This is a genomic window from Pseudooceanicola aquaeponti, from assembly GCF_050897975.1.
In the GTDB taxonomy this organism is placed as follows: Bacteria; Pseudomonadota; Alphaproteobacteria; order Rhodobacterales; family Rhodobacteraceae; genus Pseudooceanicola.
Genome location: NZ_JBPAXY010000008.1, coordinates 263,207 through 276,566 on the forward strand (window position 1 = coordinate 263,207; position 13,360 = coordinate 276,566).

The 13,360-nt window shown below is 66.8% G+C and carries 12 protein-coding genes; 10 read left to right on the plus strand and 2 right to left on the minus strand.

All coding sequences use genetic code 11. The annotated features are described in order from the left end of the window. The first annotated feature begins 171 nt into the window (after positions 1-171). The 9 genes from ACRARE_RS20280 to ACRARE_RS20320 all read left to right on the plus strand — a co-directional run bounded on the left by ACRARE_RS20280 (position 172) and on the right by ACRARE_RS20320 (position 10,288). Positions 172-582 carry a MerR family transcriptional regulator gene (locus ACRARE_RS20280; protein ID WP_432658296.1) on the plus strand — a complete coding sequence of 137 codons (411 nt, stop codon included), beginning with the start codon at positions 172-174 and terminating at the stop codon, positions 580-582. A 343-nt stretch (positions 583-925) separates the two neighbouring features. Then, positions 926-1,330 (plus strand): MerR family transcriptional regulator, encoded by a 405-nt coding sequence (locus ACRARE_RS20285; RefSeq protein WP_432658297.1) that lies wholly within the window; start codon positions 926-928, stop codon positions 1,328-1,330. A 49-nt stretch (positions 1,331-1,379) separates the two neighbouring features. Further along, positions 1,380-3,158 (plus strand): acyl-CoA dehydrogenase C-terminal domain-containing protein, encoded by a 1,779-nt coding sequence (locus ACRARE_RS20290; RefSeq protein ID WP_432658298.1) that lies wholly within the window; start codon positions 1,380-1,382, stop codon positions 3,156-3,158. Between the two features lie 196 nt (positions 3,159-3,354). Beyond that, positions 3,355-3,567: a hypothetical protein gene (locus ACRARE_RS20295; protein ID WP_432658299.1), complete on the plus strand. Its 213-nt coding sequence runs from the start codon at positions 3,355-3,357 to the stop codon at positions 3,565-3,567. A gap of 334 nt (positions 3,568-3,901) precedes the next feature. Beyond that, positions 3,902-4,540: a glutathione S-transferase family protein gene (locus ACRARE_RS20300; protein WP_432658300.1), complete on the plus strand. Its 639-nt coding sequence runs from the start codon at positions 3,902-3,904 to the stop codon at positions 4,538-4,540. Positions 4,541-4,703: 163 nt separating this feature from the next. Then, complete coding sequence (locus tag ACRARE_RS20305) at positions 4,704-5,915, plus strand: acetyl-CoA C-acetyltransferase (protein ID WP_432658301.1); 1,212 nt, start codon at positions 4,704-4,706, stop codon at positions 5,913-5,915. A 15-nt stretch (positions 5,916-5,930) separates the two neighbouring features. Further along, on the plus strand, positions 5,931-8,120 hold the full coding sequence (locus tag ACRARE_RS20310) for a 3-hydroxyacyl-CoA dehydrogenase NAD-binding domain-containing protein (RefSeq protein WP_432658302.1): 2,190 nt from the start codon (positions 5,931-5,933) through the stop codon (positions 8,118-8,120). A gap of 453 nt (positions 8,121-8,573) precedes the next feature. Next, positions 8,574-9,242, plus strand: a complete 669-nt coding sequence (locus tag ACRARE_RS20315) for a DUF1007 family protein (RefSeq protein ID WP_432658303.1) — start codon at positions 8,574-8,576, stop codon at positions 9,240-9,242. Positions 9,243-9,325: 83 nt separating this feature from the next. After that, entirely contained in the window at positions 9,326-10,288 is a 963-nt protein-coding gene (locus tag ACRARE_RS20320) for a nickel/cobalt transporter (protein ID WP_432658376.1), read from the plus strand. A gap of 256 nt (positions 10,289-10,544) precedes the next feature. On the opposite strand, the gene ACRARE_RS20325 is transcribed toward ACRARE_RS20320, so the two are convergent. After that, on the minus strand, positions 10,545-11,279 hold the full coding sequence (locus tag ACRARE_RS20325) for a Hint domain-containing protein (RefSeq protein WP_432658304.1): 735 nt from the start codon (positions 11,277-11,279) through the stop codon (positions 10,545-10,547). A gap of 166 nt (positions 11,280-11,445) precedes the next feature. After that, on the minus strand, positions 11,446-12,114 hold the full coding sequence (locus tag ACRARE_RS20330) for a sulfotransferase family 2 domain-containing protein (RefSeq protein ID WP_432658305.1): 669 nt from the start codon (positions 12,112-12,114) through the stop codon (positions 11,446-11,448). 188 nt (positions 12,115-12,302) lie between these two features. Between ACRARE_RS20330 and ACRARE_RS20335 the strand changes: the two genes are divergently transcribed. Further along, positions 12,303-13,331, plus strand: coding sequence for a hypothetical protein (locus tag ACRARE_RS20335; protein WP_432658306.1), 1,029 nt, complete (start codon positions 12,303-12,305; stop codon positions 13,329-13,331). The last annotated feature ends 29 nt before the right edge of the window (positions 13,332-13,360 follow it).

The following is a 13,360-nucleotide window of genomic DNA, read 5'->3' on the forward strand; positions in this document are numbered from 1 at the left end:
CCGTGCGCCCGCAGGGTGGGAGGGGCGGGCCTGCGCCGACGGCGGGCCCCCGGGGCGGGTCTTGCCGCGCATCAAACCTCCGATCCGCGCCGGGGGCAAGCACCCCGCTGTTGCCCTTCGCATCCGGGCGGCATAGTTTCACAGGTAGACAGTTCACGACCGCATGGGCCCATGACCGATCAGATCTCCTCTGCCAGCGCCGCCGCCGATGCCGATGCCCGTCTCAGCTTCAAGGAGATGTGCGAGCGCTTCGAAGTGACCCCGCGCACCCTGCGGTATTACGAGTATATCGAGCTGTTGCAGCCCGACCGCGAGGGCCGCTCGCGCTTTTACACCGCGCGCGAGATCGCCCGCATGACCCTGATCATGCGCGGCCGCCGCTTCGGCTTTAGCCTCGAAGAGATCCGGCAATGGCTGGAGATGCGCGAACAGCAGGGCTCCGAGGCGCAGATGAAGACCTGGATCGAGATGGCGGACCGCCAGATGGCCGAGCTGGAAGAGCAGCGCCGCCAGATCGACGAGGCCATGGACGAGCTGCGCCAGCTTCGCGACGCCACCTCGGGCGAGCTGGACCCGCACTAGCCCCCAAACGCCCCCCGCCCCTGCCCCGAAGACCCGCCGCCCTGGCGGTGGCCCCGGCGTGTCCGGCGCGCCCAAACCGCAGGCAGATTCCCGAACGAATCGCTCGCCCGCCCGCGTGACGGCGCCGCAAAAGCCGGCGCAGGGCCCCGGGCGCCCTGGCCACACGCCCTGCGGCACCGTATTTTCAGGGGAAGGAAATTGCGCCGCCGGGCCGCGAACACGCCTGATCTTACGTCAGCCGGCAAGTGACGTGACGTATCACTTACGTCAACTTAGATCAGCGTTGTATCGAAAGAATGTGGCCTGCATTCCTTACCGAACGATAAAATTTTGAGGGGTGGAAATGACAGACACCGACGATCTGATGACGATCCGTGCCATGTGCGACGCCTTCGAGGTGACCCCGCGCACGTTGCGGTTCTATGAGGCGAAGGAGCTGCTCTTTCCGATCCGCGAAGGCCAGAAACGGCTGTTCACGCGGCGCGACCGGGCCCGGCTGAAACTGATCCTGCGCGGCAAGCGCTTCGGCTTCAGCCTGGAGGAGATCCGGCAGTTGCTCGACCTGTACGACATGGGCGACCAGCAACAGACCCAGCTGACCAAGACCCTGGAAGTGGCGCGCGAGCGTCTGCACTCCATGGAGGCCCAGAGGGATGAGCTGAACCTGGCGATCGGCGAGCTGAAAGAGCAGATGGATTGGGTGGCGAACGTGATTGCCGAGATGCAGGCAAACGACGCCGCAGAATAAACGTCCGGGATGCGCAGCACCCGGGCAGGAAAGCGAAGGGAGAGAGAACATGCCCAGCTATACCGGCCCCGTCGAGGACCTGCAGTTCGTACTGCACGAAGTCCTGAAGATCTCGGAACAGGACGTTCCGGGCTATGACGAGCTTGATGCGGATTTCACCGGCGCCATCCTTGGCGAGGCGGCAAAGATCTCGTCCGAGGTCATCGCGCCCCTTAACGCCATCGGCGACCAGCAGGGCGTGACCCTGGAAAACGGCGTCGTGCGCACCCCCGAGGGCTTCAAGGCGGCCTTTGACCAGCTGCGCGAAGGCGGCTGGACCGGGCTGGACTGCGACCCCGAATATGGCGGTCAGGGGATGCCCTACCTGATGCAGGTGGCCACCGGCGAGATGTTCTCGGCCGCCAACCAGGCGCTGATGATGTACCCCGGCCTGACCCATGGCGCCTATTCCGCCATCCATGCCCACGGCACCGCCGAGCAGAAGGCCAAGTGGCTGCCGAAGATGGTCAGCTGCGACTGGACCGGCACCATGAACCTGACCGAGCCCCATTGCGGCACCGACCTGGGCCTGATGCGCACCAAGGCCGAACCGCAAGAGGACGGCACCTACAAGATCAGCGGCCAGAAGATCTTCATCTCGGCCGGTGACCACGACATGGCCGAGAACATCGTCCACCTGGTGCTGGCCAAGATCCCCGGCGGCCCCGAGGGCATCAAGGGCGTGTCGCTGTTCATCGTGCCCAAGTTCCTGGTCGACGACGAGGGCAACCTGGGCGCCCGCAACGGCGTCTCGGTCGGCAAGGTCGAAGAGAAGATGGGCATCCACGGCAACGCCACCTGCGTGCTGAACTACGACGAGGCCGAAGGCTATCTGCTGGGCGAGGCGCACAAGGGGATGCGCGCCATGTTCACCATGATGAACGAGGCCCGTCTGGGCGTCGGGATGCAGGGCCTTTCGCAGGCCGTCGCCGCCTATCAGAACGCCGTGATCTACGCCAAGGACCGTCTTCAGGGCCGCGACGTGACCGGCACCAAGAACCCCGATGGCCCCGCTGATCCGATCATCGTGCACCCCGACGTGCGCCGGATGCTGATGGATCAGAAAAGCTTCATCGAGGGTGCCCGGGCCTTCGGCCTGTGGGGCGGCACCATGCTGGACCGCGCGCATCGCAACCAGGATGCCGAGGCCGAAGGGCTGATCTCGCTCTTGACCCCGGTGCTGAAGGGCTTCCTGACCGACGAGGGCTTCCAGGCCACCGTCCAGGCGCAGCAGGTCTATGGCGGCCATGGCTACATCGAGGAATGGGGCATGTCGCAGTTCACCCGCGACGCGCGCATCACCCAGATCTACGAAGGTGCCAACGGCGTGCAGGCGCTGGACCTGGTGGGCCGGAAACTGTCGTCCAACGGCGGCAAGCCCGCCATGGCGCTGTTCCAGATGATCAAGGACTTCTGCAAGGAAGCCGCCGCCCAGGACGAAGAGATCGCCAAGGAGTTCGTCGAGCCGCTGAAAGTGGCCTCGAAGCAGCTTCAGGAAGCGGCGATGTACTTCATGCAGTCGATGAAGACCCCGAACAACGCGCTGGCCGGGTCCTATGACTTCATGCACATGTTCGGCCATGTCTGCCTGGGCTACGTCTGGACGCAGATGGCGCTGGCTGCCAAAGCCAAGCTGGCCGCCGGGGAAGGCAATGCCGAGTTCTACCAGACCAAGCTGGTGACGGGCCGCTACTACATGGCGCGCCGGATGCCGGCCTGTGCGATGCACCTGCAACGCATCCTGTCGGGCGCCGACACGGTGATGTCGCTGGACGCCGAGGCGTTCTGATCCGGCCCGCGCGCGGCCCGAGCCGCGCGCGTCACGAAAGAAAGGCCCACTCACGGGTCCGGGCGCGCGGTCGGGGATGGCCGCGCGCCCCTCTTTTTGCCGCCTTGCGCGCCTTGCGCGACACAGCGCGGACCGATGCGATCGACAGCGGATATTGACCGCAGACAGGGCGCCGCCGCTGCGCTAGGTCTGGGACATGCCCAAACGTTTCCGCCTGACCCGCCGATTTCCCGTGGCCATGACCGAAGACGGTTACCGCCGCCTGCGCCGTTTCGCCCGCGAGGCAGGTCTGGACGAGGGCGAGGCCCTGTCCTTCCTCTTCGAGAATTTCGACAGCGTCACCCACGAGGAAAACCTGACCCACCGCCTGCGGGTCTTCAACGCCGAGCTGGAAGCGCGCAAGCGCTGACGACCTGCCGTCACGGCGCCCGCGCGCGGGTCGCCAGCGGTCAAAGCCTCCGGCGGGAGTATTTTCAGGCCCAGTGAAAAGAGCAAGGGTGCCTCTGCCCCAGCGGGCGAGAGGAAGCTCCGCCCCGGTCCGCCTCACCGGATTGGCTACCAGATATATCAGACCGAGGCGTCACCGGGCGCGTCCATCGGCTCTCCAGCCTGTAACGCCGGATCACAATGACGGGGCTTGGTTAATTGGGCGTTACCTGCTCTCCTCACTGGGCTGTAAATACTCCACGGGGGTGCGGGGGTGTGAAACCCCCGCGGCGCAACCAAAGGGACGGAGATCACCCATGACCATCAAACTCTATTGCTTCGGCGAAAGCGGCAATTCCTACAAGGCGGCCCTGCCGCTGGAGCTTTCCGGCCTCGACTGGGCGCCGGTGAAGCTCGACTTTTTCAACGGCGCGGCGCGCAGCCCGGAATATACCGAGATGAACATCATGGCCGAGGCGCCGGTGATGGTCGACGGCCCCACCCTGCTCAGCCAGTCGGGGGCCATTCAGATGTATATCTCGGACAAGTCCGGCAAGTTCGGCGGCGCGACCCGCGAAGAGACCCTTCAGGTGATGCGCTGGTGCTTCTGGGACAATCACAAGATGTCCTCGGTCTGCGGCACCCTGCGCTTCCTGATGAACTTCCTCCCCGAAGAGAAACGCCCGCGTGAGGTGATCGACTTCACCGCCGCCCGGCTGAAGGCCGCCTTCCGCACCCTGGATCAGGCCCTGGAGGGGCGCGACTGGCTGGTGGGCAAGGGGCCGACCAATGCCGATTTCTCCTGCTGCGGTTACCTATTCTACCCCGAACCCTTCACCTTCGACCGCGCCGACTGGCCCAATATCGACCGCTGGCTGTCCAACATCCAGGGCCTGCCGGGCTGGAAGCATCCCTATGACCTGATGCCGGGCCGCCCCTCTGACCGGGGGATGTGAGTCCCGCGGGGCGCGCGCGGGCGAAAGTTGACGTGGACGTGGCGGCACGTCAGCGAAACTCACGCAACGTCGCGATGGAAATGCGCGCCCCGAGACCCGACAGTATCAGGGAACGGGCGGCGGAGGAGCCTGCCCGCATTTCAAGGAAGGAGCTGAGGATCCCATGACCGAAGCCTATATCTATGATGCCGTGCGCAGTCCGCGCGGCAAGGGCCGCAAGGACGGCAGCCTGCACGAGGTGACCTCGGTCGCGCTCGGCAAGCAGATGCTGAACGCGATCAAGGAGCGGTCCGGTCTGGACGGCCACGCCGTCGAGGACGTGATCTGGGGCAATGCCACCCAGGCGTTCGAGCAGGGCGGCTGCCTGGCGCGGACCACCGTGCTGGCCTCGGACCTGGACGAACGCATCCCGGGCCTGTCGATCAACCGCTTCTGCGCCTCCGGCATGGAAGCCGTGAACTTGGCCGCCAACCAGGTGAAGGGCGGCGCAGGCGAGGCCTATATCGCCGGCGGCGTGGAATGCATGTCCCGCGTGGCCATGGGCAGCGACGGCGCCGCCGTCGCCATCGACCCCACCGTGGCGATGGAACAGTATTTCGTCCCTCAGGGCATCAGCGCCGATATCATCGCCACCGAATACGGCTTCTCGCGCGATGACGTCGACAGCTTCGCCGTGGAAAGCCAGCGCCGCGCCGGTGTGGCCTGGGAAGAGAAGCGTTTCGACAAGTCCATCATCACCATCCGCGACGTGAACGGCCTGCCGATCCTGGACCATGACGAATACATGCGCCCCGGCACCGACATGCAGACCCTGGGCGGGCTGAAACCGGCCTTCAAGGACATGGGCGAGGTGATGCCCGGCTTCGACAAAGTGGCGATGCTGAAGTATCCGCATCTGGAGGCGATCAACCACGTGCACCACGCGGGCAACAGCTCGGGCATCGTGGACGGTTCGGCCGCCATCCTGGTGGGCTCGAAGGAATTCGGCGAGAAATACGGGCTGAAGCCCCGCGCCCGCATCCGCGCCACCGCCAAGATCGGCACCGATCCGACCATCATGCTGACCGGCCCCGTGCCGGCCACTGAACGCGTGCTGAAGGCCGCGGGGATGGAGATCGGCGACATCGACCTTTTCGAGGTGAACGAGGCGTTTTCCTCGGTCGTGCTGCGCTTCATGCAGGCCTTCGACGTGGATCATTCCAAGCTGAACACCTGCGGCGGTGCCATCGCCATGGGTCACCCGCTGGGCGCATCGGGCGCCATCATCATCGGCACCCTGCTGGACGAGCTGGAACGCACCGGCAAATCCACCGGCCTGGCGACGCTTTGCGTGGCCTCGGGCATGGGCGCCGCGACCGTCATCGAACTGGTGTAAGGGAGGATCAGGAAAATGGCTGAATTCACCATGGAAAAAGGCGCCGATGGCGTCGCCGTGATCACCTGGGACGTGCCGGGCAAGTCGATGAACGTGCTGAGCATGGCTGGCGCGGGCGAACTTGACGCCGCCGTCACCGATGCGCTGGCCGATGAGGCCGTGAAGGGCATCGTCATCACCTCCGGCAAGGACACTTTCGCCGCCGGTATGGATCTGAACGTGCTCGCGGGCTTCAAGGAGCAGGGTGCCGAGGGCGTCTTCGAGGGCGTCATGTCCCTGCACCACCTGCTGCGCAAGATCGAGCGCGCGGGGATGGACCCCAAGACCCTGAAGGGCGGCAAGCCGATTGCCGCCGTGCTGCCGGGCACCGCCCTTGGCATCGGGCTGGAACTGCCGCTGTCGACGCACCGCGTCTTTGCCGCCGACAATCCCAAGGCCAAGATCGGCCTGCCGGAAATTCAGGTGGGCATCTTCCCCGGCTCGGGCGGCACCACGCGGCTGGTGCGCAAGCTGGGCGTCATGGGCGCCTCGCCCTTCCTGCTGCAAGCCAAGCTGAGCGACCCCAAGGGCGCCGTGAAGGCGGGCATCATCGACGAGGTCTCCGAGGATCCGATGGCCGCCGCCCGCGCCTGGGTGCTGGCGGCCAAGGACGCCGACATCGTGAAACCCTGGGATGCCAAGGGCTACAAGGTGCCCGGCGGCGCGCCCTATCACCCGGCGGGTTTCAACACCATGGTCGGCGCCAATGCCATGATCATGGCCAATACCTGGGGCGCCTACCCCGCGCCCAAAGCCATGCTGTCGGCGGTCTATGAAGGCCTGATGGTGCCCTTCGACACCGCGCTGAAGATCGAGGCGCGCTGGTTCACCAATGTCATCATGAACCCCAGCTCGGGGAACATGATCCGCTCGCTCTTCCTCAACAAGGAAGCGCTGGAGAAGGGCGCGAACCGCCCCGAGGCCCCGGATCAGACGGTCAAGAAGCTGGGCGTTCTGGGCGCGGGCATGATGGGCGCGGGCATCGCGCTGGTCTCGGCCCAGGCCGGGATGCAGGTGGTGCTGATCGACCAGACGCAAGAGGCCGCGGACAAGGGCAAGGCCTATACCGAGAGCTATCTCGACAAGGGCATCAAGCGCGGCAAGGTGACGGCAGAGAAGAAAGAGGCGATGCTGTCGCTGATCACTGCCACCACCGACTACGCCGCGCTGGAAGGCTGCGACCTGATCATCGAGGCGGTCTTCGAGGATCCGGGCGTCAAGGCCGAGATCACCAAGGCGGTCGAGGCGGTGATCCCCGAGGATTGCATCTTTGCCTCCAACACCTCGACCCTGCCGATCACCGGCCTGGCCAAGGCCAGCTCGCGCCCTGAGCAGTTCATCGGCATTCACTTCTTCTCGCCGGTCGAGAAGATGCTGCTGGTCGAGATCATCAAGGGCAAGGCGACGGGCGACCGCGCGGTGGCCAAGGCGCTGGACTACGTGCGCCAGATCCGCAAGACGCCGATCGTCGTCAATGACGAGCGGTTCTTCTACGCCAACCGCTGCATCATCCCCTACCTGAACGAAGGCGCGCGGATGGTCAGCGAGGGGGTCAGCCCGGTGCTGGTCGATCACGCCGCCCGCCTGCTGGGGATGCCCGTGGGCCCGCTGCAACTGATCGACGAGACCTCGATCGATCTGGGCGTGAAGATCGCCAAGGCCACCAAGGAAGCCATGGGCGATGCCTATCCGGCCGATGCGGCCGGGGTGGACGATCTGATGTTCTGGATGTTCGACATCGGCCGCAAGGGCCGCAAGTCGAACGCGGGCTTCTACGACTACGACGAGAAGGGCAAGCGCACCGGCATGTGGGCCGGTCTGGAGGAGAAATACCCCCTGGCCGAAACCCAGCCCGACCTGACCGAGGTGCAGCATCGCCTGATGTTCGCCCAGGTTCTGGAAGCGGTGCGTGCGCTGGAAGAGAACGTGCTGATGGACATCCGCGAGGGTGACGTGGGCGCCATCCTCGGCTGGGGCTTCGCCCCCTGGTCCGGCGGCCCCTTCGGCTGGCTCGACATGCTGGGCGCGGCCTATGCGGCCGAGCGCTGCGACCATCTGGAAGCCACCTATGGCCCGCGTTTCGCCTGCCCGGCGCTGCTGCGCGAGATGGCGGAGAAGAACCAGAGCTTCTACGGCCGCTTCGGCCCCGAGGCCAAGGCCGCCTGAGCGGCGCCAAAGCGCAAGTGACAGGGCCGTCCGGGAGAGATCCCGGGCGGCTTTTTTCATGCCGGCCCCCAATCGCGCGGCGCGCGCGACACGTAGAGGGGGCGGGGGGCTCTGCCCCCCGTCTCCGTGCCGGAGACTCCCCCCGGGATATTTTGGGCAATGAGAAGGGCAAGGGGGAGCCCCTCAAAGCCCCGGCGCCCCCCCGGCTGTGACGTAGGCCAACTGGGTACGCCGCCCTTGTTGGCGGACTTTGGCAGCCGGGCGGGCGCGCCGGAGCTTTGGGGTGCCATCCCCCTCTCTTCTCATTGCCCAAAATATCCCCGCTAGGGAGGCATCGGCCCGGCACGGGCCAATAGGGGCCCGCGCGCCCGGTATCGGCACGGGCCCGCGCGGGACGAGCGGAGGACTTCATGGGCGCTTTCCCAGACGCGGCTCGGGGGATAGATTGCGCTCATGATGTCGCTGATCCCCCGCCCCGCCCCCCTGCTGGCCGCCCTGGCGCTGCTGGCGCCCGCCAGCCTGGCCCGGGCGCACCCCCATGTGTTCATCTCGACCACCCTGGCGCTGGAGGTCGACGCCGCCGGGCAGCTGGCCGGGATCGAGGTCACCTGGGCCTATGACGAGATGTATTCCATGCTGCTGCTGGACGAACTGTCGCTGGATCCCGATTACGACGGCATCCTGACCGAGGCCGAGCTGGACGAGCTGGACGGCTACGATCTGAACTGGATGGAGGGCTTCGCGGGCGATCTTTACGTCACCGCCCCGGACGGGCACGACGTGCCCCTGGGCCCGCCCGAGGGGCTGGGCGTCAGCTTTGACGCCAATGTCTATGCCAGCCGTCACCGCCGTGCGCCCCTGGCACCGCTGGCCGCCGACGGCGCCGTGGTGAAGGCCTATGATCCGGGGTTCTACACCGCCTATGACCTGCAAGGGGGCGTCACCCTGACTGGCCCCGGCGCGGCACGCTGCGCCCTCGACATCATCCCGCCCGAGATCGACGACGCCTATGAGGCCCTGGCGGCCGAGCTGTCGGAACTGCCCCCCGATGCCACAGGCTATCCGCAGGTCGGCGAGACCTTCGCCGATACCATCCGCCTGACTTGCGAGGCCCCGGCATGAGCGATCCCAGCCTGTCCTCTCCGCTGCCCGCCCCCCGACTGCGGCAGATCTGGCGCCTGGCGCGCATCGCCCTGCCCGCGGGGATGCTGGCGGGCCTGCTGGCGCTGGCGGTCTATCTTTGGGGCTATGGCGGGATGCGCGCCCTGGAAGCCTGGGCCACCGAGGGGCAGCGCGATGCGCAGAACGCCATGGCGGGCACCCTGCGGGCCCTGCGCGCGGGCGAGCCGGGGGCGCTGGCCCTGCTTCTGGGGATCTGTTTCACCTACGGGGTCTTTCACGCCGCGGGGCCGGGCCATGGCAAGATCCTGATCGGCGGCTATGGCGTCTCGCAACGGGTCAGCGCGCTGCGCCTCTCGGGCCTCGCCCTGGCCTCGTCCCTGGCGCAATCGGCCAGCGCGGTGCTGCTGGTGGGCGCAGGCGTCCTTCTGTTCGGCTGGAGCCGCAGCCACATGGTGGGCCTGGCCGAAACCTGGCTGGCGCCCCTGTCCTATGCGGCCATCGGCCTGGTCGGCCTGTGGCTGGCGCTACGCGGGCTGCGCCATCTGTGGCAGGCGGTGCAGATCCGGCGCCGGGCGGTGCGGCTGGCCCGGACGCAGACCCATGACCACCACCACGACCACGGGCACCATGACCACGATCATCACACCCACGATCACGGGGCCGACGGTACCTGCGCCTGCGGCCATCGCCACGGGCCCACGGCGGAAGAGGCGGCAAAGGTCGCCTCGCTGCGCGACGCGGTGCTGCTGATCGGCACGGTGGCGATCCGGCCCTGCACCGGCGCGCTGTTCCTGCTGATCCTGACCTGGCGGATGGATATCTTCGCCTCGGGCGTGGCCGGGGCCTTCGCCATGGGGCTGGGGGTAGCCAGCGTAACCGTTGCGGTCGCGCTGGCCTCGGTATTTCTGCGCACCGGCGCGCTCGACAGGTCCACGGAGACGGGTGGTTGGGACAAAGGGCCCGCTCCGCTTCTTTCCTTGGTCGAACTGACCGCCGGCGCGCTCATCGCCGCCGCTGCCACTGGCCTTTCTCTGCACGTGTTCTGACCGGACCCTGTTTGGGGAAACGAACCGAACGGGGGACACGTCCGGTCACTCAGGGCACCCGATCGGCAGACGGGGCGAGGTTCCTGCGGGCCCGAGGGCCCACCGTATTCTTCTGTCTGACTGGGGAGTGCACCCCCGGTCGCATCGGGGGCCTGGGCCGCGCCTGGCGGCGGATCCGTCACGGATCCCGGTCGGCGGCCCCCCAGCCGAATGTCTTGCGCCCTGCCCCGGTCCGCGACCGGCGGGCGGCGCCCCCTTAGCGGGAGGCGCGCATCTCCTGTTGCCGGGCCGCGCTGCGCCCGCCCTCGGGCTGGCCGCGACGGGCCAGGGCGAAGGCCCATTTCTCTTCCAGCTCCCAGGTGATCTTTTCGATCAGATCCCGCGAGGTGTCCTGGCTGAGGATGGTGTAATCGCTGGTGGCTTCCTGGTTGCGGCTGAACAGACGGCTCAGCATGTCACCGGCCGCCGGGCAGACGCACAGCGCGCCGGAGCTGGCGAAGATCACCTGATCTTCCTCGAATTCCAGCACGAACACCTCGGGGGCGAAGATCGGACGGCGGCGTGAGATGCCGCAGACCCCGTCCAGCGCCTCGGCGCGGATCAGGACAAAGGGATCGCCCAGCTCTTCCTCGGCCATATCGCTTTCCACCAGCACACCCTGGCGCGGCAGCAGCAGCATCTCTTCGCGGTTGCCAATGGCACCGCGCGGCACATGCAGTGGCTGATAGCGCGACGGGCAGGTGCCGTTGCCATCCCACAGCGCCTTGCGCTTGATGTTCTGGACCGCCTTCAGACCGCTGTCGAAGGTCAGCACCGCATCGCCGGGCTCAAGTTCCTCGACATTGCGCCAGCCGACGGCCGTTGCAACACGAGTACCCGCGACAATGCCGGACAGGGCCGTTTCCGGACCGACCTCGGCATCGGAGCCGTGTCCCACCTCGGCCTCCGCGGATCGTCTCAGCGCGTCGCGCCGTGTTTTGATCTCAAACATTCTGTCGTTTCCCGATTGCGCATTGGCCGCTTCTGCGACCCGCTTATGTGACCCATTGCGCCCTACAACTAAGACGGGTCTTGGGACGAAATCGGGCAGGAAAGGGGCAATGCGCGAAATCGGGAAACAATTTACGGTTTTTTAACGAACTGTTTTCGAGTGACGCTCAACTGCGCCAGTTTTCGCCTGAAAAACCACCATATCCGAAGCGTTCGATATCTTCCGCGCAGAGATCCGCGATGAAATTACGATCTTCGTCGCGGTATACAAGTTGCGACTTGACATCAACGTCAACCGCATTGACGCGCGGCAGCGTCAAACGGAAGCCAAGGTGACGCCAAAGAGGATCAGAGTCTTCACAGAAGTACTCCAATCGGATGAAAACGTTACATTTCTCGCGCCCCGATGATTCGCGCAGATAGCTGCCATAGGGCGTCGATTCGATGCTGCGCACGATCAGCGGCGCGCGAATGAAGTCGCTGAAGGACAGCGCCTTCGCAAGGGCCACGGCGGGATGGGCAAAGCGTTGTCTCCGCAACCATAGATAGTAGCTGACCATCCGGTCCCAGGGATTGCGCACCAGGGTGAAGACAAAGAAATCAGCGATTTCCTCGGGCGAGGCCAGCCCCTCTATATCCGCCAGGGTAGAGTGCTTCCACAGCCGCCCGCGCGCGCTCACCTCCGCCACACGGCGCCGCCTGCGCCGCGCCTTGGGGGTGTCCCCCAGCATCACGTCGTCCTTCATCGCGCGCCCTTCCAGCGCCAGCGCCATCGAGGTGCCGCCGGTCTTGGGAATGTGGATGAAGATATAGCGGCGGCCGCGCGACAGGATCATGGGCCGAGGCTAGCGCAGCCCCGGGCGCGGGAAAAGGCGCGGCAGGGGCGCGGCCTCTGCGCAATTGCGGGTCTTCGCCGCCTCGTGCTATTGTCCGCCGAACCCGGGGGACCGGGGCCGGACCGCCGCCCGCGCAGAGGGGCGCGCCCGCCCTGCCCCCAGCAGAGCAGCCCGGACGCAGCAGGCCCATGACGGCATTGGAGAAGTATCAGCGGCTGGAGGCCGCGGCGCTGTGGCGCGAGGGCCCGGAGGGTCAGCGCCGCGACGTGATCATCTCGATCGGCGAGGCCACGATCACCATCGCCGACCGCCAGGACCGCCCCCTGACCCATTGGTCGATCTCTGCCCTGACCCGCGCCAATCCCGGCGCCCTGCCCGCGATCTACCACCCCGACGGCGACCCCGACGAGACGCTGGAACTGGCCGAGGACGAGGGCCAGATGATCGACGCGCTGGAACAGCTGCGCAGCGCCGTGGCCCGGCGGCGCCCGCAACGGGGGCGCCTGCGCCTGGGCGTTGTCGGTGGTTTCGCCGCGGGCATCCTGGCCCTTGGCCTGTTCTGGCTGCCGGGCGCGCTGCAATCCCACGCCCTTTCCGTCCTACCCCAGGTGAAACGCGACGAGATCGGCCGCCAGCTGTTTGACGAGGTGCAGACCCTGACCGGCCCGCCCTGCGCTGGCCCCGGCGGCGCCGAGGCCCTGGCCCTGCTGGCCGCGCGCATCACCCCCGAGGGCGGCACGCCCCCCGATCTTTACGTCATGCGCACCGGGCTGCATGACAGCCTGCACCTGCCGGGCAACCTGCTGCTGCTGTCGCGCAGCGTGGTCGAGGATTTCGAGGATCCCGAGATCGCCGCCGGCTATGTGGTGGCCGAATACCTGCGCGCCCGGGCCCAGGATCCCATGGCGCGGCTGCTGGACGAGGCGGGCACCGGCGCCGTGCTGCGTCTGCTGACCACCGGCGAGTTGAGCGCCGACAACCTGGGCGACCATGCCCGCTCCCTGGTCAGCGCCGAACCCCGCGCCCTGCCCACCGAGGCCCTGCTGGCGGGCTTTGCCGCCGCGGGCATCCAGACCCGGCCCTATGGCTTTGCCGTCGACATTACCGGCGAGACCACCTTGCAGCTGATCGAGGCCGACCCCTACCCCTCGGGCGCGCCGGAACCGGTGCTGCGCGACAGCGACTGGCTGCGCCTGCAAGGGATCTGCGGCGGCTAGGCCCACCGTCCCCACGCAAAAGAGAAGGA

Excerpts from the sequence above, each read along its gene's own strand:
- ACRARE_RS20325 (WP_432658304.1), bottom strand. The coding sequence starts at position 11,279 with ATGTTTGAGATCAAAACACGGCGCGACGCGCTGAGACGATCCGCGGAG.
- ACRARE_RS20310 (WP_432658302.1), top strand. The coding sequence starts at position 5,931 with ATGGCTGAATTCACCATGGAAAAAGGCGCCGATGGCGTCGCCGTGATC.
- ACRARE_RS20305 (WP_432658301.1), top strand. The coding sequence starts at position 4,704 with ATGACCGAAGCCTATATCTATGATGCCGTGCGCAGTCCGCGCGGCAAG.
- ACRARE_RS20285 (WP_432658297.1), top strand. The coding sequence starts at position 926 with ATGACAGACACCGACGATCTGATGACGATCCGTGCCATGTGCGACGCC.
- ACRARE_RS20335 (WP_432658306.1), top strand. The coding sequence starts at position 12,303 with ATGACGGCATTGGAGAAGTATCAGCGGCTGGAGGCCGCGGCGCTGTGG.
- ACRARE_RS20280 (WP_432658296.1), top strand. The coding sequence starts at position 172 with ATGACCGATCAGATCTCCTCTGCCAGCGCCGCCGCCGATGCCGATGCC.
- ACRARE_RS20295 (WP_432658299.1), top strand. The coding sequence starts at position 3,355 with ATGCCCAAACGTTTCCGCCTGACCCGCCGATTTCCCGTGGCCATGACC.
- ACRARE_RS20320 (WP_432658376.1), top strand. The coding sequence starts at position 9,326 with ATGCTGGCGGGCCTGCTGGCGCTGGCGGTCTATCTTTGGGGCTATGGC.
- ACRARE_RS20290 (WP_432658298.1), top strand. The coding sequence starts at position 1,380 with ATGCCCAGCTATACCGGCCCCGTCGAGGACCTGCAGTTCGTACTGCAC.
- ACRARE_RS20330 (WP_432658305.1), bottom strand. The coding sequence starts at position 12,114 with ATGATCCTGTCGCGCGGCCGCCGCTATATCTTCATCCACATTCCCAAG.
- ACRARE_RS20300 (WP_432658300.1), top strand. The coding sequence starts at position 3,902 with ATGACCATCAAACTCTATTGCTTCGGCGAAAGCGGCAATTCCTACAAG.
- ACRARE_RS20315 (WP_432658303.1), top strand. The coding sequence starts at position 8,574 with ATGATGTCGCTGATCCCCCGCCCCGCCCCCCTGCTGGCCGCCCTGGCG.